The 22,406-nt window shown below is 38.1% G+C and carries 17 protein-coding genes; 10 read left to right on the top strand and 7 right to left on the bottom strand.

Annotated features, from left to right (window positions below):
• Positions 1-1,035, bottom strand: a complete 1,035-nt coding sequence (locus AB657_RS01930; protein ID WP_047244957.1) for a c-type cytochrome — start codon at positions 1,033-1,035, stop codon at positions 1-3.
• A 187-nt stretch (positions 1,036-1,222) separates the two neighbouring features.
• Between AB657_RS01930 and AB657_RS01925 the strand changes: the two genes are divergently transcribed.
• The 4 genes from AB657_RS01925 to AB657_RS01910 all read left to right on the top strand — a co-directional run bounded on the left by AB657_RS01925 (position 1,223) and on the right by AB657_RS01910 (position 3,856).
• Positions 1,223-1,750, top strand: coding sequence for a DsrE family protein (locus AB657_RS01925; protein WP_047244956.1), 528 nt, complete (start codon positions 1,223-1,225; stop codon positions 1,748-1,750).
• 84 nt (positions 1,751-1,834) lie between these two features.
• The gene (locus AB657_RS01920; protein WP_047244955.1) at positions 1,835-2,392 is read left to right on the top strand and encodes a YeeE/YedE family protein; all 558 of its coding nucleotides are present in this window, start codon (positions 1,835-1,837) and stop codon (positions 2,390-2,392) included.
• Positions 2,393-2,396: 4 nt separating this feature from the next.
• Entirely contained in the window at positions 2,397-2,810 is a 414-nt protein-coding gene (locus AB657_RS01915) for a DUF6691 family protein (RefSeq protein ID WP_047244954.1), read from the top strand.
• A gap of 125 nt (positions 2,811-2,935) precedes the next feature.
• Complete coding sequence (locus AB657_RS01910; protein ID WP_198146857.1) at positions 2,936-3,856, top strand: TolB family protein; 921 nt, start codon at positions 2,936-2,938, stop codon at positions 3,854-3,856.
• Here AB657_RS01910 and AB657_RS01905 read toward each other — a convergent pair.
• Positions 3,853-5,007 carry a response regulator gene (locus AB657_RS01905; RefSeq protein ID WP_047244952.1) on the bottom strand — a complete coding sequence of 385 codons (1,155 nt, stop codon included), beginning with the start codon at positions 5,005-5,007 and terminating at the stop codon, positions 3,853-3,855. The genes AB657_RS01910 and AB657_RS01905 overlap by 4 nt on opposite strands.
• A 201-nt stretch (positions 5,008-5,208) precedes the next feature.
• Between AB657_RS01905 and AB657_RS01900 the strand changes: the two genes are divergently transcribed.
• From AB657_RS01900 to AB657_RS01890, 3 genes are read left to right on the top strand one after another with little or no spacing between them, the layout of a single operon-like run.
• A complete protein-coding gene (locus tag AB657_RS01900) occupies positions 5,209-8,295 on the top strand; it encodes a membrane protein (protein ID WP_047244951.1) in 3,087 nt (1,028 codons plus the stop codon).
• The gene (locus tag AB657_RS01895) at positions 8,261-9,520 is read left to right on the top strand and encodes a hypothetical protein (RefSeq protein ID WP_198146856.1); all 1,260 of its coding nucleotides are present in this window, start codon (positions 8,261-8,263) and stop codon (positions 9,518-9,520) included. Before AB657_RS01900 ends, AB657_RS01895 begins: the two co-directional genes overlap by 35 nt.
• Before the next feature lie 2 nt (positions 9,521-9,522).
• Entirely contained in the window at positions 9,523-11,043 is a 1,521-nt protein-coding gene (locus AB657_RS01890; protein ID WP_316933202.1) for a glycoside hydrolase family 2 TIM barrel-domain containing protein, read from the top strand.
• A 48-nt stretch (positions 11,044-11,091) separates the two neighbouring features.
• On the opposite strand, the gene AB657_RS01885 is transcribed toward AB657_RS01890, so the two are convergent.
• The 5 genes from AB657_RS01885 to AB657_RS01865 form a co-directional block, all read right to left on the bottom strand.
• The gene (locus AB657_RS01885) at positions 11,092-12,321 is read right to left on the bottom strand and encodes a glycosyltransferase (protein WP_047244949.1); all 1,230 of its coding nucleotides are present in this window, start codon (positions 12,319-12,321) and stop codon (positions 11,092-11,094) included.
• A 32-nt stretch (positions 12,322-12,353) separates the two neighbouring features.
• Complete coding sequence (locus AB657_RS01880) at positions 12,354-13,637, bottom strand: oligosaccharide flippase family protein (protein WP_047244948.1); 1,284 nt, start codon at positions 13,635-13,637, stop codon at positions 12,354-12,356.
• Between the two features lie 32 nt (positions 13,638-13,669).
• Positions 13,670-14,809, bottom strand: coding sequence for a response regulator (locus tag AB657_RS01875; protein WP_047244947.1), 1,140 nt, complete (start codon positions 14,807-14,809; stop codon positions 13,670-13,672).
• 187 nt (positions 14,810-14,996) lie between these two features.
• On the bottom strand, positions 14,997-16,223 hold the full coding sequence (locus tag AB657_RS01870; protein WP_047244946.1) for a glycosyltransferase: 1,227 nt from the start codon (positions 16,221-16,223) through the stop codon (positions 14,997-14,999).
• Between the two features lie 231 nt (positions 16,224-16,454).
• Positions 16,455-17,693, bottom strand: a complete 1,239-nt coding sequence (locus tag AB657_RS01865; RefSeq protein ID WP_047244945.1) for an oligosaccharide flippase family protein — start codon at positions 17,691-17,693, stop codon at positions 16,455-16,457.
• Positions 17,694-17,920: 227 nt separating this feature from the next.
• On the opposite strand from AB657_RS01865, the gene AB657_RS01860 reads away from it, so the two are divergent.
• From AB657_RS01860 to AB657_RS01850, 3 genes are all read left to right on the top strand, one after another.
• Positions 17,921-19,975: a tetratricopeptide repeat protein gene (locus AB657_RS01860; RefSeq protein ID WP_047244944.1), complete on the top strand. Its 2,055-nt coding sequence runs from the start codon at positions 17,921-17,923 to the stop codon at positions 19,973-19,975.
• A 152-nt stretch (positions 19,976-20,127) separates the two neighbouring features.
• Complete coding sequence (locus AB657_RS01855) at positions 20,128-21,915, top strand: sensor histidine kinase (protein ID WP_047244943.1); 1,788 nt, start codon at positions 20,128-20,130, stop codon at positions 21,913-21,915.
• A 2-nt stretch (positions 21,916-21,917) separates the two neighbouring features.
• Positions 21,918-22,328, top strand: a complete 411-nt coding sequence (locus AB657_RS01850) for a response regulator (RefSeq protein WP_047244942.1) — start codon at positions 21,918-21,920, stop codon at positions 22,326-22,328.
• Positions 22,329-22,406 lie beyond the last annotated feature (78 nt).

Here is a 22,406-nt window from a genome sequence, read left to right as displayed (position 1 = left end):
TTATTTTGTTTTAATGATATTATACTGCTTTTTATAGAATTCCATTATTGGTTGAAACGGACCATATTTATGTTGTGCTGCCGAAAAATCATCTGCCCAAGGACCATAGGGGGTAGAAACGGGCTTTAATTTCTTGTCTGGATAATCATCTTCGGTATTGGATTTATGGGGTCTACTGAAACTATTGATATAGCCCGCCACATTATAGGCTTCCTCGTCGGTCAATTTTGGATTTTTCCAAGTAGCTTGTCCAAAGGGCATATTACTTTTTATAAACTGTGCTGCCGCTATTACCCTATACATTCCCGCCCCGTCATTATAACTGTCATTTCCCCATAAAGGTGGGTATTGGTAGCCTTTGGAAGCATCTGTATATCTAATACCTTGGCCATCGGCCCCATGACATAATGTGCACTCTTTTTCAAATACCTCTTCGCCCTTTTTAAGATCTACCACCTTATTAGGGATATTTAGGGCCCCATACCCTTTAAACTCCTTTTCCTTATCCTTTGGCAAATCTTCGCCCAACCATGTCATATAGGCAACGATCGCCTTTATCTCTTCAGAATCTTCTGGAAGCATTTTTCCGTTCATACTGCGTTCCATACAGCCATTTATACGCTCCTCGATCGTTCCTGTTTTATTGGCGCGTCCGCCAAATTGGGGAAAACGATCTATAACCCCTACCCATGAAGCAGATCCTGCCTGTGTACCGTTTTGCAAATGACAATTGGTACACGCCAAATTGTTTCCTGCAAACCTCATCGTAGAATCCTTTGCAGAAGGCCCCATATAATTAGAGGTCTCAGCAACCAAAAAATATCCCATCTTAACATCCGAAGGCATATTATTTAATTCGGCTAGTACATTTTTGGGTCGCCATTCCGCAACCTTTGTATCTTCAGGTATTATTGGAGAATGTATATTCTTAGAGGGCTTATAGGTCAATAATAGAATAAAGAGAACAACGATCAAAGCCAACATTGATATGAAGAGAACTAATAACCTACGTGCAAGGAGCCTTATCTCTTCCATAACCAAATTGTTGTCTTCTTTTAAGCGAATTAAATTAGGTTCAATTTAAAAATTTGACCTAATAATAACGACAATAATGGCCACAGATTTACAATTCTCCCTTACTTTTATGAAAACACAGCATGGAATAGCAATATTCCTTTAACTTTACCTCTATCTGATAAAAACCAATTAATCAAAACTAGATATGCGCAACGTAATTACAATAGCCTTATTATGCATGATAAACGGCATGATATACGCCCAAGAATGGACCACACCGATAATTGAAGGATATGGCAGAATAAAACAGTTCAAAGATGTTGCCGCCCAACCGGATACCTCTTTAGAGTACAATATAGTTTTTGATGTAAAGGATGATAGGGAACTTGACGGCGTGAACATTGGGTTGTTTAAAATAGCCCGACTCATAAATATGCTTGGCACCGGTGGTGTTCCCCAAGATAAAATTCATATTGTAGCGGCCGTACATGGCGGTGCTACCTTTGCCGCATTGAACGACCAGAAATACAAAGAAAAATATAACAAGGCCAATCCGAATACCGAGTTGTTACAATTGTTGCACGATTACGGGGTTGAAATATACGTATGTGCCCAAGCAACTGCATCTAGGGGCATAACCGCAGACGATTTAGACGCCAATACAGAATTAGGGTTATCGGCAATGATGGTCTTGGCAAATTACGAGCTTAAAGGCTACGCCTTAATGCCCTGATGCACAACTGCCAAATGGCCTTTCTACCGTCTTTATCGGTTATCTTGCCGTAAGCGCATATCTTTGTAATCAAAAAAGAACTAAATGAACTGGATCTATGAACCATGGCCTTGGTATGTATCGGGCCCTATGATAGCATTGATAATGTTTCTACTTCTTATGGTAGGAAAAAACTTTGGCATGTCTTCCAACCTTAGAACCTTATGCACAATTTGCGGGGCAGGAAATAAAGTGAATTTCTTTAGGTTTGATTGGAAGTCACAAAAATGGAATCTTATTGTTGTTTTGGGTGCCATTATAGGTGGTTTTATCGCGTCTACTCTTTTAACCAACGATGCCTCGGTCGATATAAACCCTAACACTATAGCGGACCTGCAAGAGCTCGGTTTCGAAAGTGCCGGAAAAGCATATTTGCCCACCGAACTTTTTGCCCTGGATGCCATGACAAACATCAAAAGCCTATCTGTCTTAATCATTGGAGGTCTGTTGGTAGGTTTTGGAACACGCTATGCCGGTGGATGCACTTCTGGCCATGCCATCTCTGGACTTAGTAATTTGCAGTTACCATCATTAATAGCGGTCATCGGTTTTTTTATTGGTGGCCTGGTAATGATACATATTATTTTCCCATTAATCTTTTAAGGCTATGAGAACAATATCTTATCTACTAATAGGCATTGTGTTCGGTATTACCATGTACAAGTCAGAAGCGGCCTCTTGGTTCCGAATCTATGAAATGTTCAAGTTCGAGTCTTTTCATATGTACGGCATTATCGGTTCTGCCTTGGTAATCGGAATAGTTATGGTACAATTGATAAAAAGAATTCCCATAAAATCGTTCTATGGGGAGACCATCAAATTTTATCCAAAAGAAAAAAGCTTTAGCCGATATATGATCGGAGGAATTATTTTCGGATTGGGATGGGCCTTGGCAGGTGCCTGTCCCGGACCTATGTTTACCTTGGTCGGAGCAGGTTATGTGCCCATTCTTGTTTTAATATTGGCCTCTATTGTCGGAACCTTTTTATACGGACTCATAAAAGATAAGTTGCCCCATTAAACAAACTTGTGAAGCAACTTAACACGTAAAGTACTGCTTACCCGGGTATTTCAAAATCTAGGTTCATTGGTAATATGAAAAAATTATAAGTATCTTAAACCTATTATCTAACATGTTACCAACTAATGATGAAAAGGTTCTTAGTTCTTTTTTTATTGGTTCACCTGTCGTTAACCGCTCAAATACCTGATGGTAAAAAGGTGGTTAGCAGCTTGTATGTTTATACATTAGAAACAGCTTCTTCCAAATTGATATTGAAAGAGAACCGGCATTTTGAAGCACCAAATTGGTCGCCCGATGGTTCTTTTCTATTAATTAACAGCAACGGACAACTAGAAAAAATTGACCTGGACGGCAAAAACCTAGGTATCTTGAACACTGGCAACATTAAACAGGCCAACAACGACCACGGATATTCTTTTGATGGGCGAACATTGTTCTTATCGAGCGGAAAACCCAACGGCAAAGGTGGCTCCTATATTTACAGAGTGCCCGCAAACGGAGGTGACCCTATACAGATAACTCCCTTGTCCCCATCTTATTGGCACGGCGTGTCCCCAAATGGTAAATGGATCGTATACTGTGCCGAAAGAAATGATAATTATGATGTCTATAAAATGCATGTAGACGGTGGTGAAGAGATTCGGCTCACTTTAGCCGAAGGGCTAGATGATGGCCCGGAATATTCACCGGACGGAAAATATATTTACTTTAACTCATACAGAACAGGAACCATGCAAATATGGCGTATGTACCCTGATGGGTCTAACCTAGAACAGATGACCTTTGACGACCGTTCTAACTGGTTTGCCCATATATCACCCAACAATAAATTCGCCACGATTATTTCCTATATCGAGGACCAAGGGCAAAGTCATCCATTTGGAAAACAGGTAAAATTAAGGTTGTTAAATATAGAAACAAAAGAGATAATCGATTTAACGGATGAATTCTATGGTGGGCAAGGCACCATCAATGTTCCTTCGTGGAGTCCGGACGGCAAACGGTTCGCCTATGTACAATACGGACTGAAAGACTCTAATTAGAAACTCCACTTCCTGTAGTCAACCGCTATTTCAAATAATTGTCCGACAATTTTAACAGAGTCTTTCATCGACAACTTAGATCCATCTGCATGTATCCATCTTTTTAGGGGTTGTTCACAGATAAGCTTTATAGCTTCGTTCTTACCATAATACCGCTTCATTCTCATAAAGATCTCTACATCAAAGAGCCACTTGGTGATAAACTTTTGTTCGAACATTTTAACGGCAATATCCCTATCCATAACTTTTGCACCACATTGCGTGTCCTTAAAGGGCATGCCCAATATCGTCTGTATGATAAGGTTAATGGTAGTACTAATAATTTTCCGGGCCGACTCTTTTGTGATATTGGCACCCATTCGTGCAATTCTTGAGCCACTAACTATTTTGAAATCAGAATTTTCAATGGTCTTTACCAGATCATCAAAATCCCTAAAATCTGTGGATAGATCTGCATCTAAAAAACCAATATAATCGAACTGTTCATCCTTTATAAGGTGCTGTACCCCTTGCCTTACGGCTTCTGCCTTTCCTCCATTTTGTTCACAATTGTAAATACTGATATTATCGGGGTTCGTTTGTTGTAGTTTTTGTAGAACTTCCAAGGTATTGTCGGTACTACCATCGTTTACGAAACAAAGGTGATATCCAAGATTTTTATGGGCAAAGTCTTTGAACTCATCACTTAACAACCTTTCCTCTTCATTATAACAGGGTATAACCACCCCTACACAATTCTTTTGTAGCATTTGGGCGTCTGGCTGTTCCAATAGGTTTTTCTTATTATTCTCCGGTGTACCAATGATTCGTTTAATTCTTGCCACCATCTCGTCCAAACTAACGGGCTTTTTCATATAATCGTCGATACCCAAGGTAAAACCGTCCATTATTACCTGTTCGGTAGTATTGCCCGACATGATCAATATGGGAGTTTTTGATTCTTTAAAAAAACGAATATGCTTTACTACCTGTAGGCCGGACATATCTGGCATATTGATATCTACCAATACCAGGTCTGGTTTATAGGCCTCAAAAAGGTCTATTCCAGACTGTCCGTCAGAAGCTGTTCTTACCTCATATCCTAGTTCGGTCAAACGCTTTTCAACAGAAAGTAATATTAGTTTTTGGTCTTCTATAGCTAAAATTTTCATTGGGCAATTTTTTAAATGGATATAAAAAGTTTTACATATTCTACTACAAATCTACCGGCATTAGACGTCGATTTTTACCTCGAACGGACGGGATGCATTTTTGTGTAGACGAATGGTTTTTTAAGTTCGATGGCTGATTGTTAAGCACATGTACAATAAAGCTATCTTTGTTTTGTTATATTTTCTTACAACTAACAATCAATGCAAAAGACGAACGTCTTACTTATTTTGGCTCTCTTTATAGGAGTTGCCTTTCATGGATCCAGCATCTTTTTTACGTTAGAGACCACGTACGACGCATTGATCCACCTATTTTTTGCAGACCATTATGCCAACAGTTGGTTCGAACCATGGGACTATAGATGGTATACCGGCTTTACGGTACAGGCCTATCCCCCTTTGGTTCACCAAGGTATTGCCGCACTATCGTATATAGGCGGACTCAAATTTGGAATGTTTACCGTTGCCATGATCGGCATTATTCTATTTATAACAGGCACCTACCGTTATGGGTTGCTTATGACCGGTAGCCGTAAAATAGCCGGATACACCTCTATCTTGGCCGTATTCTCGTCTACCTTCATAGAAACCCTCCATATTTTTGGACAATTGCCGAGTATTTTGGCCCTATCGATCTTACTGCATTCCTTACCCGAAATATACTCGTGGATAAAAACGGGAAAACTTAGGTACCTCGCCACCAGCTTGTCTTTGATAGCCGTAACCGTTACATCGCACCATGTAACACCAATATTCGGAATGGTTTTCTTTATATTCCCATTAATTGGTATGGTGTTGATGGACGCCAGTAGAGATCAGATACCGAGCACCAAATCTATCACCTTTAAAGTATTCATAGTACAGTTCAAAAAATTGTTTTGGCGTATAGTGGGCTTCGGTTTTGGTTCGCTAATGCTTTTTATTTTCTGTATTCTACCGTACTGGATAAACTCAAAGAAAAACCCTATTACCCAAGTTCCCATTCCCCATGGGTCAAGGGATAATTTTTTGGAGGTTACCTCATCAGGACTCGTATTCTTTTTAATTCCCTGGGGTATATTGCTATTTATTCTTCCTTATATTTTTTACCGATATTTTAGCAAGCGTTACCTGTTCTTCGGATTATCTTTTACCGTATTGACGATCTTGGGAACCGGTGGTACCACCCCGATACCTTTAGCTGTTCTGGGCGAAACCGCCTTTAATATTTTAACCCTGGACCGTTTTACCCTATGGGCTACCATTATGGCGCTGCCCATATTTGGTGAATTTGTATACAGACTGGTAGAAGGCGACTTAAAAGAACATATTCAGCAGCGTTTTGGGGCTGTATACCATAGAATTATTGGTGGTCTATTGGCCGGTGGAATATTGGCCATGGTCATATTCACCATGAGCCTTAACTATTTTAGGCCATCACAGCCACAAAAAATAAATATGCTGCCCATTGTTAATTTTCTGAGTCAGGATATGCACGATCATTGGCGCTATCTGCCCTTGGGGTTCGGTGACCAAATGGCATGGCTTTCGGCACAGACGAAAGCTATGACGGTAGATGGCAACTATCACTCCGCAAGAAGATTACCAGAGCTTACCACACGACCTATAGAAAGATTAGAGAATTCAAAGTTTAGGGGTGTTCAAGGTATAGGCTCACTACAACAATTCTTGACCGTGCCAGAAAAATATAATCTTAAGTACATATTCTCCAATGACAAATTCTACGACCCCCTACTCTACTTCTGTGGTTGGCAACGACTGCAGCAATTGGAAAACGGTATTATGGTCTGGGAAAAACTAAACGTACCCCCTATTCCCGCCATCATAGAAAAGGAAGATGTATCCACGACATTAAAAATAATGTGGAGTGTTATCCCCCTGTTAACGGTAATATTGGCTTTTATAATCAACATTCAATTGGTATGGTACCGAATTCTAAAATCGCGCCCCTTGCCCCAAGGTGTGTTTATGAATTATGAAATAAAGTACACCAAATTCTCTAAAGGTCTAGTGAACATAAACCACATTTGGGCCCTATTATTACTTATGGTACTGGGTTTTGGAGTATATCAATTTTACCTGACCAATGCTACACAGATAGCACCAAAAAATGTAATCGTATCTTACTATGATGCACTGGATTTTAAAGAATTTAAAAGAGCCCATTCTTATTTGGACCCCGATAGCGGCGTAGATATTTCACAATATATGCTAGAGGTGTCGGTCACCGACGGTATACTTAGCTCGTATGCAAAACTGGATTCCATCGGTGTAGAAATCGTAGATGAGACCCAGACCAGTGCCAGGGCCAAAGTATTTACCCAATGGGTAACCCCTTTGGAGAAAATAGATAAATTATACGAACATGATTTATTGAAACATAACGGCAAATGGTATATAGCCCCTTCTACTTTTGACAACGATCTACCGCCAGACCAATTGATTTCTTCTAATACGACCGCTTTTTTTAATCATGGTAGACGCCGTATTACGACCCAACAGACCAATCATGAAGATGTTTTAAAACAGCCCGTACTAGAGATTTTAACCGCAAAGCTGGTAAAACATAACGGTAGTTACAGTATAATCGGAGAATTACAAAATGTAGACAATGTACCATCGGATGTGGTCATAAAGGCCAGTTTATACAACGACAATAATGTGGAACTGGCCACTTACAATGGTAAGTACCAATTAAAGCACAAACTGATGCCCAAAGAAACGACCACTTTTAGAATAGATTTTGAGGGTATCGCATGGTCATCTACCAAAGATACTTTGCCCCCTACCTTTGATCCCGACCAATTTACCCCGATGAATTTTAAGGAACAGCCTACGAGGTTCAACATTCAATGTGCAGGTAACGTGGCCAATACCGACCTTTATAAAGAAATTACCTTGCAAGATTTGGAATTAAACACCGAACAAATTACGGGGTCTTTGTATAATGCAGGTATACAAGAGGTTACAATACCTCAACTATTGATATCGTACTACAATACCAATAAAGAGTTAATATGGCTAGACCACCACTTTTTAACAGAAGGGGTACGTATACAACGTAAACAATATTTCGATTTTAAACCTAAAGAATTGAATGACCTAGAATTGATAAACAGCAGTTTAGAAAACTGTTTCGTGAACGGTCTCCCTAACAAATCCATATCTGAAAAGGCATTTCCCGATCGCGAACATGAACATGCCAAAGAACAGTTGCAACCATATTCTGGAGTGGGATATGAGTTTATTAAAATTGAAACGAACGGTTATATCGGAAATCCAAGATAATTTGAAAAACTACGGTTACATACTTGTTTTGTTCGTCCTTATTGTAGGATGCAAGAAAGAAATGGACAGTTCACAAATTATTACTTCCAACCCCACAGTTCTACCCTTTAAAAAATTAAATGTTGCCGGTGACCCTATTCAATTAAAGTTCAAGGACGCTACCAACGAGCTTGCAGCCTTGATCATAGAAAACAGTTTGGGCACTACCGTACTCAAGGCTACCAAAGAAGAGAATATGTTCATCTTTGATATACCGAAACATATCACCCAAAAAGCGGGATTGTGTCATTGGACATTGACCGAAAACGCACAAATTAAGGCAAAGGGAAGCTTCAATATACTCCCCAACCCCAATAATGGCACCTACATAGAATCTTATTTGGGCCCAAGAAGCATTACCGCCGTACCTTCTGATTTTTCTATGCACGTTATAGCTCCTACGGATGCTTATGACAATCCTTTGTCCGATGGCACAAAAATTACCAGTACCTATCAATTTAAAAATAATATATCTTCCAATAGCGTTACAATGAAAAACCTAATGGGATGGAAAAATATATACGCCCCACAACAAGCTGGTCGCATATTGGTCACCGCCAACTGTAACGGCAGTAATTCAAAAGAACTGACAAGCATTGTATACCCAGGCAATGCGGTCGATTTTAATATAACATATGCGCGCAACCATGATTATGCGGACGGAAACCAAACAATAACCTTCTCCTCCGATATCATTAAAGACGTATATAGCAATATAGTTAGCGACGGCACCTTGGTCAACTTTGTAGCAACCAATACTAAGAATATTCGGTTAACCGCAAGTGGCACCACTTTAAACGGTATAGCAAAGGCCCGTTTTATACACCCATACGAGGCAACCGAATGGAAGGTAAAAGCATATGTTACAGGAGCAGCCCAAAGCAAACCTATATCTGTTCCTTTTAAAGCTGCCATTAAAGGCTACCAAATAACCCTTGCTAATGACCATCGACTTATAGCGATAGAAAACATTCAAAGTTTTATGGACCAAATCGTACCCGATGGCGTTCCTATTTCTTTAACAATATATGACCAACAGGGTGAATTTGTTGCCTTATTAAAAGAAACTTCTAGATTAGGAGAGGCAACGTTCGAACTACCCATAGAATTTTATGATGCTGGTAAATACACTATTGAGACGGTTGTAGCAGGTATCTCCAAAAAACAAGACATTGTCCTAAAATGAAAATGAACCGGAATCTATATCGCGCATTCTTGCTTTTGACATTTCTGGTGTTGAACGGCCTTATCTTGTATGGCCTAAGTGCTCTATGGTCCTATTTAAATACAGGTGCAGACCGTGCAACCATGTTACATTTACCCGCTCAGCTTACCGCCAATTACATACCAAAAGTAATTTGGTCTCCCTTAAAAAATGAAGGCAGATCTATGGAACAACAAACCTTGCAAGAGTTAGAACGCGATTATATAAAAGCCTGGTATGTACGAAACAATGCCCTGGAAACCAACAACCACTATGGGGTACAAGATTATTATACCGATAGCGCCCGTGTAAAGATTTTTGATATTCTAGATTTTAATAAAGAAAACAATACATACATAAAAACAACAACGGTAGAACATCATCCTACGTTAGAATTTTATAGTGCAGATGGTAAGTTGGCCGTTTTGACGGATAAGAATATCCAAATACATAAAGAAGTATTTGTAGACGATATAGCTGTCTTAAAAAAAGCATCGGAAAGTACCTTTAAAGTGATGCTGCTTTTAGAGGATGGTTTTTGGCGTATTCGCCATATGGTAGAAATCGAAAATGAAGATCATGAAAACAAGGTTGAATCATTGCCCCTTCAAGCATTTAAGACAGATATCGCAAATAGTAAAGGTCTAAACTATTACCCGAAAGACAATCCTTGGAATATGTTCGGAAAACGGTTCAATGATACCATTATAGATAATGACTTTAAAAAAATCAATTCCATAGGCTTAAACACCATACGCATTTTTGTGCCTTACGAGACTTTTGAAAAAGCGGTGATAGACGAAGAAAAATTGGGACAATTGAAACAAACGATGGATTTGGCCGCTAAGAACGGTTTAAAGGTTACCGTTACATTGTTCGATTTCTACGGAGATTATTCCTTGAGCGATTGGACGCTGACCCACAGGCATGCCGAAAAAATCGTAAACGCTTTAAAAGACCACGAGGCCCTATTGGCTTGGGACATTAAAAACGAACCCGATCTGGACTTTGAATCTCGTGGTAAAGAAAATGTTTTGTCATGGTTGCATCAAATGATATTTGAAATTAGAAAATGGGATACCAAAAATCCAATAACCATCGGGTGGTCTTCTCCCGAAGCCGCCATTGAACTTTTAAAAGAAGTTGACATCGTTTCTTTTCATTATTACCGTAAACCTGATGATTTTAAGGAAGCCTATACCACCTTAAAAAATACAGTTGGCACTAAACCAATGGTACTGCAAGAATATGGTTATTCTTCGTATAGTGGCCTCTGGAACGGTTATTTAGGGTCTGCCCAAGACCAAGCCGATTACTATAAAGAAATGCAGACTGTCATAGAAGAAGAGAATCTGCCTTTCCTGTTATGGACATTGTATGATTTTGAAGAAGTGCCAAATGCTGTTGTAGGCAGATTGCCATGGCGAAAAAGCCAACAAAAACATTTTGGGATTATAGATAGCCATGGTGAATTAAAACCTGCATATCATCACATTATAAAATAAAAAAGGCCGGTAAACCAACCAGCCCTTTTAACAACCAAACCTATTTTTTTAATGAACCAATTTCTTTTCAATAGCTGAAATATCCATATCAAAACCAAGTTTTTTAGATTTCCGAATGGCCTTAAAATAATCGATATACATTTGGGTAATCGCAGACATGGGCAGTGAACATGCCGCTCTATAATTCTCTTTACCAAGCTGTATTCTATATTCCTCGTTTATTAAGATATTCTCAATGGCCTGTGCCAAAGAAGAAGTATCATAGGCATCAAAAAACTCGCCCCTATACCCCTCTTCCTGTACCAAGGTGCTTAAATCTCCCAGGTCTGGCAACACTATTGCGTTACCGTAACTCCCGGCTTGATGTAAAACCCCCGAACTACCTGTTGTTGAGGTATATGGAAAAACGGTAACCGCACTTTCGCCAAAAAGCATTGGCACATCTTCTTCGGCAACATACCCCGTAAATCTAATTTGTGGCACATGGCTATATTTTTCTTTCATCTCATCTAAATAACCTGGCGTATTGGGGCTATCGGTACCGGCGATTACAATTTCTATATCCTCGTTGGTACGTTGTCGTATCAATTCTACGGCCTCGATCATTATCTCCACTTTTTTATAGGTACCAAACTTACCAAAGGCCATTACCTGTTTAGGCCCTGCCGGAAGATGATAACTGGGTTCCGGTGGGGTTTCAAAAGCACCATGAGGAACCAATGCCACGTTTCTGACCTTGTACTTATTTTCTAAAATAGTAACGTATTTACTAATGGTCACCGCAAGTACATCCGATGCAAGAACAAAACGGGTGAGCGTGGTCCCAATCAGATTATATGCACTTTGTAACAGTCTGTTTTTTGTGAAACCCGCATTTTCCAAATCTACTTTTTCCAAAATATTATGCAAGAGAGAAATGGTCGGAATTCCTTTTAACTTACAGATATACGGAAGCATTAAACCCAAAGCGGCCGGTACTTTTTTATCACCAAATTTTAAAAACTGAAGGTTGAACAAAACAGCATCTGGCTTGGTTTCCGATATTGTTTTACTAATACCTATAATATTACGATAGCTATTAAAGCTCCAACATTCCTTTACCGTAATCTTACATCCACCCCCTGAAAAGTTCAAATCTTTGGGGCCGTCTGTACGATCGGTGATCAAAATTAACTCGGTTACCTCTTTTTGTAGCCTAAAATGCTTTACCAAATAATAACCATATTCGGTCAGGGTTACTTTACTTGGAGGGTATGCCGTTACGATTGCTAGTCTCATGTCGATTATTTTTTAATTCTATTATTAAAAAGCTAGAGAATATTCTCTCCAAGCAATTCTGATTTCTTTGTATTGTTTTTATTTGATTCGTTTTTGATTATAAAAAATAGTAGTTGGGCTACCAGTAGAACAACCATGGCAATAATCTGTACATGCACTACATGCACCAGGCTATCATGAAAAACCATTATCAATACCACTTGTAAAAGCCCAAGGATACCTGATAGTATTACTGGGGCATACCGGTTTAAGGAAAGAAAATAGTATGCAAAAATATTGGAGACCGCGAACAGCGAGGTTGCCAAGGCATATTTCCACAATAAATGTGCTATTGATAAATAGGCATCGCCAAACATTAAGGTTATGATCAAATTGGGCATTAAATAGCATGCAAAAACAATTAATGTGGACAAAGTCCCAATAAAGAGTACATATTTAAATAGAACCGGTGCCGTGGCCTCTCCGTCCTTTTGTTTTTGAATTACGGTTGGCATCAACAACATCACAAACATCCAGGCTACAAAATAAACCACCCTACCAATCAAGGCCAACGATGCATATAGTCCCGCATCCTTATCATCAAAATAGTGCTTTACCAAAAGAATATCACTATTATTAATGATTATCTGTGTAAGTTCATAACCTGCGGTAAGCCCAATAAAAATCCAAACTTGTCTTAAATCTACAGAAGATAATTTGTGCTTTGAAAAAACCTGAACACCTTTAAAATTAGAAGGAAAAAGGCCAAAAACAAACGATACGGCGATACCGATAGCAATTAAAATTCCTGTTTCTACAGGTAGTAACAGCAACAGCCCAAAAGTTACAAGTAACCTGCCCCACATTTCTGTTTGATAGGTAGCCGCCAATTTGCCAAATTCATGTCTACCCTGAAACCTGCCCCTATTTACGCTCATTACAAAATACAAGGGCATGGCAATGGCAAAAACCATAAACATATAGTGATTTTGTGTATTGAACAGTATCTGAAGTTTTTTTGAGAAAATGAAAACGGTAAAACCTGTAACTACTCCAAAAACCAATGCATAACGATATAGGGTATTTTTAAACGCAGTCCATTTTTCATTAGAAAACAAAACCGCAAATTTGGTAGTCGCCAATTGAAAAGTCATTCCTACGAAGGACAACACCAAAAGTAAGGTGACCAATAACGCGGCATCCGCAAAGGCTTCAGGCCCTAAAAGTCTACCTAAGAGAAGATTATAAAGGTAATTGCCTCCATTTACCAATAAAGCACTGCCCATAAACACTTGTTTAGGAGAGACTCTACTTAAGGCTATCTTGATTACGGACATAAAATGGGCTGGGTTATGGCTATATTGAAGTATTATCTGTACACAAAGGCAATCTTAGCCAACTGCCCCACAATTTTTACAGAATCTTTCATGGATAGTTTAGACCCATCCGCATGTATCCATCTTTTCAATGGTTGCTCACATATAAGTTTCTTTGCTTCGGTTTTACCATAATGTTTTCGCATTCTTATGAACATTTCCACATCGAACAACCATTTGGTGATAAATGGTTTACCAAAGAGTATGGGAACCACGGAACGGTCCATTACTTTGGCTCCGCACTGTGTATCGTTAAAAGGCATTCTTAAAATGGTTCTAATAATAAGATTAATGGTCATGCTTATAATCTTACGTGCCGATTCTTTTGTAATATTAGCTCCCATCCTACTCATTCTAGAACCACTGACAATTTTAAAACTTGATTGGTCCAATGTTTCTACCAAATCATCAAAATCCCTAAAATCGGTAGATAGATCGGCATCCAAGAAACCTATATAATCTAATTGTTCGTCTTTTTCCAAGAATAGCATTCCTTGGCGAACGGCCTCTGCCTTTCCGCCATTTTTGGCACAGTCGTAAATACTGATATTACTTTCGCTTCCGTCTTGCAATTTCTTTAATACCTCGAGGGTATTATCGGTACTACCATCATTTACAAAACATAGGTGATATCCGAGGTTTTTATGGGCAAAATCCTTAAACTCAATACTTAACAACCGCTCTTCTTCATTGTAACAAGGGATAACAACACCTACACAATTCTTTTGAAGCATTCTGGCCCCTGCCGTAACTTTTACATTATTATTTACCTTTGGTACCCCAATAAGTCTTTTTATACGGGCCGCCATTTCATCTAAACTAACGGGCTTCTTCATATAATCATCGATACCCAAGGTAAAGCCATCGATAATTATATTTTCTTCTGTGTTGCCGGACATGACCATTACCTGGGCCTTATTTTCACCCTTGGACTTTATATATTTTACGACCTCTAAGCCGGACATATCGGTCATATTTATATCTACAAGAACAAGATCGGGATCAAAAGAATCAAATAATTCCATACCCTTCTGACCTGAGTTGGCGGTCATCACGGTATACCCTAATTCTTTGAGTCGTTTCTCAACAGACAAGAGTATCAACTGTTGGTCATCAATGGCTAGAATTTTCATGCTTTAAATTTAAGTAAGAATTAACCTACATATAACGCAGTAATCTAAATATATTGTAAGAATAAGGGCTTATTCGATAGAATCATACATAAATTATCATATTCGCAACTATTTGATTTACAATTAGAAAAGGGAATAATAAAACATACTACCCCCTTTTTCTAATAAAACCACCAATTAATACTTTTTAGACCATTTCTTTTTCTTTCTCTGTAATATCTAAGTTAAATTCTGTTGATTTTGTCATTTGTAGCGCCCTAAAATAATCCACATACATTTGGGTAATATCTGACATGGGCAATGAACATGCGGCCTTATAATTGGTTCTGCCCAGCTGCACCCTATAAGCATCGTTCATTAATATATTTTCAATGGCGTCTGCCAAAGATGCTGTATTTTCCGGCTCAAAAAATTCTCCCCTGTAGCCTTCTTCCTTGACCAAAATACCCAGGTCGCCCATATCTGGCAATGCAACGGCCTTACCGTAACTACCGGCCTGATGCAATACTCCAGAACTACCAGTTGTAGAGGTATAAGGGAACACTACTACCGTACTTTCCCCGAAAATTACGGGAACATCCTCCTCGGCAACATATCCGGTAAAACGTAATTGATCCACATGGGCATACTTGTTTTTTATGGCCTCTAAATAACCTGGAGTGTTTGGGCTATCCGTACCAGCGATAACAATTTCGATATCCTCATGGGTGCGCTGTCTTATCAGCTCAACCGCCTCGATCATAATTTCCACCTTTTTATAAGTGCCGAACTTACCAAATGCCATCACCTGTTTCGGACCTTTTTTTAGTTCATAATTGGGCTCTGGCGGAGTTTCAAAAGCTCCATGAGGTACCAAGGCAACGTTTTTTGATTTGTATTTTTCTTCAAGAATACCCTTATACTTACTGATCGTAACTGCCACTACATCGGATGCCAGAACAAATTTGGTCAATGTACTTCCTATAAAATTATATGTCTTTTGCAATATTTTATTAGAGGTAAATCCTGCATTTTCCAAGTCTACCTGCTCTAGAATATTATGTAACAAAGAAATCGTAGGTATTCCTTTGAGCTTGCAAATAAACGGCAACAATAGGCCCAGTGCCGCAGGTATTTTCTTATCCCCGAATTTTAAGAATTGAAGATTAAAGAATACGGCATCGGGTTTGGTGTCCGAAATTACCTTATTGATTTTTATAAGGTTGGTATAATTGTTAAAATCCCAACATTCTTTCACCGTAATTCTACATCCATCCCCCTCAAAATCAACATCTTTACCCCCTTCTGTTCTATCGGTAATCAAAATAATCTCGGTTACTTCCTTTTGTAGCCTAAAATGTTTTACCAAATGATAACCATACTCGGTTAAAGTTACTTTACTTGGTGGGTATGCTGTTACAATTGCTAGTCTCATTTGTTTTATTTTATAGTTTGATTTTTATTAACTCTCCAAGACAAATATCTCTTAATACCCACAAATTCAATAGATTTGAAAGACAGGTGGCAATTTACCGTAGATGAGCGGAAGGTTTGGTTAGACAAAGGCTGCACACTTTTGTTCTATATAAATACACGATATGGAAACACCCAAGCCTATATGTGAATGGTTGCTACCAAACATATCCACTATGAAAATCGTTACTGTCTAATGCATAATTTGATGGTGCATAAAGTACAGTAACTGAACCACCAATAAGGCCACCATGGCAATAATCTGAACTTGTACTACGATAAAGAGACTGTTATGAAAAAACATGATCAATATTACCTGTGTACATCCTAATAAACCTGATATTATAACGGGAATGTATTTATCCAAGGACAAAAAGTAATAGGCGAATATATTAGAGACCGCAAATAAAGAGGTTGCCAAGGCATACTGCCATAATAGCGGAGCCATTGAAAGATATGCTTCGCCGAACATTAGTTCTACTATAAATTTTGGAAAAATTGCACAGCACAATACTATTGATAACGACAGCACTCCTATATAACTAACATATTTAATAAGTATCGGTGCAGTGGCTTCACCGTCTTTTTGTTTTTGTACTACGGTAGGCAATAGTAACATTACAAACATCCAGGCTACAAAATAGACTACTCTACCGATCAATGCCAAGGATGAATATAGACCGGCCTCGGAAGCGTCGAAATAATGTTTTACCAAAAGAATATCACTGTTATTTATTACGATCTGCGTAAGTTCATAACAAGCGGTAAGAATCAAGAAATTCCATACCTTTTTTTTATGGGCCTTGGGAAGGGTTATCTTTTTTGTTAGGGTTGACAACTTAAAATTAGTAGGTACCAAACCGAACACAAAAGAGATCGCAATACCTATAGATACCAAAAAAGCAGGTTGTAGGGGCACTGACAAGAGCAACAAAAGGGTAATGACCAATCTGCTCCACATTTCTGCTTGGTAGGTTACCGAAAGATTCTTAAAATCTTGTACTCCTTGGTACTTACCCCTATTCACCGACATAAAAAAATAGAGCGGCACCCCCATTGCAAAAGTTTTGAACAGGCCATCGGATTCTGTATTAAATACCTCTTGCAGGTTTCCTGAAAATATAAAAAGTAACGCCCCTATCACTATACCAAAGGTAAGCGCGTACCTATATATTAATTGTTGAAAGGCCAACCAGTCAGTATTTGAAAACAACACCGAGAACTTTGCCGTAGCCAGCTGAAATGTCATTCCTAAAAACGATAATACCAATAACAGGGTTATTAACAATGCCGCTTCGGAGAACGCTTCCGGACCAAGTATTCTGCCCAAAAATAAATTATATAAATAGTTTCCCCCATTCACTAAAAGTACACTGGCCATGAACAAACGTTCAGGGGAAATTTTATCAAAAGCTAATCTAATTGCAGTCATATCAAGAAAAATATAGTGTTGATCCTTTACATTTTACATGACAAATATCTCGTTGAAAGATGTTTTTATTCTACCACCATGGGTAGAATACAAGTTGCTGTAGACGAATGGCATTTATCGTACTTCCGAGAATATATAGGCTACTTTACCTTTATAAAGTCCAATAGTTCTAATAAAACAACATTATGAACGTTAGACGTATGTAGTATTAATCTTACTTTTAAATAATGCGGAAATTTCTTTTTCTTTTTTTAGCTTTCACTACCTTATTGAGGGCACAGTCCGATATGTCACAAGGTTTTGAAATGTTGGAAAAGGGTAACTTTCAAGAAGCGGAAGCATTTTTTGAAACTTATTTAAAAAGTGATCCCAAGAACAAGACGGCCCGTTTATGTTACGCCAGAGCGGTCGGTTTAAGTGGAGAACCCGAGCAAGCGACCACCTTGTTCAGAGCGCTTTTAGAAGAATATCCAAAAGATTTTGAAATACAGATCAATTACAATGAATCGTTTTTATGGGCAAAAGAGTATGAAAGGGCGAAGCCTTTATATGAAAAATTGGTGAAGGAAAATCCTGATAAATTTGGAGCCTTGTTAGGGTATGCAAATACCTTGAGTAACCTAAAGGAATACGAATCAGCACTAAACTGGATAGAAAAAGCGCTTGCCCTAAAACCGGAGAACGAAAGTGCAAAAATTTCTCGTAAGTATATGAGATTGGGCTACGCCAATGAATTTGTTAACAACCAAAAATATGAGAAGGGAGAGACCATATTAAACACGATTTTTATTGATTTTCCAGAAGACAAGGATGCCCTTTTGAATTTGGCCAACCTATATCTTATTACCAAAAAAACCGAGCGTGCCAGTAAAATGTACCAGAGGTACGCCACTAGCCCAAAAGATTCCGTTACCGCATTAAACGGTATCTCTTTGGCGGCACATATAAACGAAAAAGACAAAGAAGCCCTTACAACCTCTCTACGGGCCAAATCTATGGTACAGTTTTTTAACGATACTATACTTACCCAACGTACCTATGACCGTTATGTACAGGCATTGATATGGAACCGTAAATTTATAACGGCCAAAAAGCAAATAGACAGCCTTGAAAAGGTATACCCGAACACCAATTGGGTGTTGGCACTAAAAGCCACATTGGGCCTGTACACCGGAGCGCCAAAAAATAGTATCTATAGTTACAATAAAATATTGGCCAACGATAGCACCTCTTTTGATGGAAACTTGGGTAAGGCAAATGCCCTATTTGCTGCCGACCATATAATGCCTGCTTATGAGATGGCCAATAAGACCCTTTCTTTTTATAAAAACCAAAAAGATGCTATAGGTTTTATCGAAAAACTGAACTTGATGCATACGCCAAGTATAGAAGAACATGCGGCCTATACGTTTGACAATGGCAATAACGTTGCTTTTTATACGAATACCACCGCCGAATTGCCTTTTTCGTCAAAATTTAGGACTACCATTTCTTATTTGTACCGTACCACAAAAAATACCGTTACGGAGCACAAGGCAAATTCGCATGTTGTTTTAGCAGGGTTGATCTATAAAATACTTCCAAAAACAACCTTAAAAACGGTAATAGGTTTTAATAATTCTAGATTTATGGATGACGCCTATACGCAACCGGTAATAGATACCCGGTTAATGCTTCAGCCCTTCAAATTGCAAAACCTCACCTTAGGATACCAACGAGAAGTTCAGAATTTTAACGCAGATCTTATTGAACGTGAAATTGTTCAGAACCACTACGGCATTAACTACAACCTAGGAACCAATATAAACCTTGGCTGGTATACACAACTAATTCATACACAGCAGAGTGACAATAATAACCGTAACTTATTATTTACCTCGCTATACTATACATTATTTAGAAAACCGGCCTTAAAAATAGGAGTTAACTACCAATACATCACATTTAAAGAACAATTACCTACCATCTATTTTAGTCCAGAAAAATACCAAGCCTTTGAGTTATTTGCAGATGTTAGAGGCCAAATTTCTCAAAAGACTACCTACATCGCAAGTGCCGCCACCGGATTTCAACAAGTAGAACAAGACGCCAACACTAGTATTTTTAGGGCCGAAGCAGCTATACAACACCAAATAACAAAACGCCTCAACGCTCGTATTTATGGTAAGTATAGCAATATTGCCTCTGCTACAGCTGCTGGATTCGAATTTACTGAAATTGGTTTTAAGATTAAATGGCTTTTTTTAAACAAGCCTATCTTTTCTGACCAGCTTTTTAAGTAAACAACAGAAAATCTTAAGAAAATCTTAAAAAAAATTGAGTGAGAATTTATTATGTAAGAATATTCATTAACTTTATTATGAGTATTCACTTATAACTTCTTTCCCCCGAGACTAAAACAATATAGTGATAAAACTCTCTAACCGATCTTTTTATGAGGAAAAGAGTTTTTAAGATTTTTGCATTTCTTTATATTCCAGTATTTATACTATCCCTATACCTTTTGCTATCGCAAAAAGAAGAAAAAACCAGGTTACTCTCCGAGTATCAAAAGAAAGATACCTCCATCAAAAGAAAATATTTAGAAGACCAGTTTTACTCTTTCGTCAACAACACCCAATATTGGTCAACGCTAAATTATCCTATAAATTTTGCCCCCTTAAACGAACATAGTTCTTTTATGAGCCCCTATTTAGAGATTATTAGGGGTATTACGGACTATGACCAATTTCGTTTTCTGGATCTTGAGGGAAATGAATTTTTTCGTGCGGAGCGAACGAGAGTAAACTCTGTAGAACTAAGACCCCTTCAAAATAAAATTGAACATAATTATGTTAAGAACGGGCTCGCCTTGAAACCTGGTCAAATATATCTTTCGCAAATAAGTCTGAACCGCGAAAATGGAAAAATAGAAAAACCTCATAAACCTGTAATCAGGGCCGTAAGTCCCATATATGATCGGACCGGAAAAAAAATGGGCATCGTGGTCATTAATTTTAAGATGAAAAGAATTCTTGACTACCTTAAATTAAGGGCTTCCGACAACAATATTTTTCTAATTGACAATAACCAGAACATTATTACCTCTTCTAAATACCAAGAAGACCTACCATACGAGTTTGCCACAAAAAACACCTCGTTAAAAGACATATATACCTCCACCGATAATGGAATACAACTCGATACCACCTATTTTAAAAATAACCATATCTGGACCATACAACATATAAATCTTCGAAAAACAGATTCAAGTTCCAGTACCCTTTCCGATGATTCCCTAGAAGTAGTCACGCCTACGAACTGGATATTGGCACAAGAGGTTTCACCTTCAATGTTAAGAGCCAGTTTACTACCTATATACGAAGGGTTGGGACTGTTTAATTTTTTTGCAATAGTGCTATTGGCCTCCCTGGCCTATGCACTACAGAAAAATAGACTACAAAAAGAATTGTTTTACAAAGAACTGGAAGAAAAGAATAAACTATTGACAAAAAACAGAGACCAATTACTGGAAAACAACCTATTTATAACCAATATGAACCACCGTTTGGAAATTAGGAACGAACAACTAAGCGAGTTCAATTATTTAGTTTCGCATAATCTTAGGGCTCCTGTAACTAGCATGGCTGCTGTAATGGAGATGATCAATAAAGAAAAAGAACCCAAAAACTTGACCATGCTTTTACCTAAATTGGGGCAGGTTACCAAAAGTATTATGAACCTTACAGAGGATATAAGCGAGTATGTCACCATTTTGGACAATAGAGAAATTAAGATTAGCGATGTAAACATTATCGACCTAATAGAAGAGGTTAAGAAAGACTTTACCGAGACGCTATTGGACAACGACAGTTTTGAGGTAATTATAAAATCGGATGCTTGGCAACAGGTTCTATTCTCTAAGTTTTACCTTAGAAGTGTTCTTCATAACCTAATGTCAAATGCCATTAAATACAGGCAAAAAAATGTTTACTCTTACATTCTGTTCGAAACAGGTTATGAAGACAATAAAAAAGTTTTATCAGTTTCGGACAATGGTATTGGCCTTGACCTCAAAAAACACGGAGACAATCTTTTTAAGTTATACAAACGGTTTCATAGAAACATTTCGGGCAAGGGAATGGGATTGTTTCTTGTTAAATCACAATTAGAGGCACTAGATGCGAAAATTACCATAAATAGCAAAGAGAACGTAGGCACAACTTTTAAGATAATTTTTTAACCATGGACAAAAAAACTAACATATTATTGGTTGACGATGACGAGCTATACCTTTATCTAATGGAAAGAACCATAAAGGAAATGACACATAATATTGAAATCAATTCTTTTACCGATGGGGAACAAGCCGTAGAATTCGTAAGTATATGCACCAAAGAAAAAAAAGACCTGCCCAAAGTTATATTTTTAGACATTAATATGCCTTTTTTGGATGGTTGGGGTTTTTTGGCAGAGTTCAGAAAACTAAAATCAAAGATACGGCAGCAGATAAATATTTATATTGTCAGCTCTTCAGTAAGGGAAAGTGATATAAAAAAAGCGGCAGAGTATGAGGAATTAACGGACTACTTGATAAAACCCATAGATAGAAAAAAACTAGCTGGCATATTTACCAGGGCATATAATGGGGAGTAAAGGCATGCCTTCTGTTTTATTGACTTTTCGAACCAACGTTACCCTTCTATTCTAAACATCCTTTCGAACGATCTCTTT

Source organism: Maribacter thermophilus (genome assembly GCF_001020565.1).
Lineage (GTDB): Bacteria > Bacteroidota > Bacteroidia > Flavobacteriales > Flavobacteriaceae > Maribacter > Maribacter thermophilus.
Note: the sequence above shows the minus strand (reverse complement) of the source record. Positions and strands in the feature narration are given on the sequence as shown.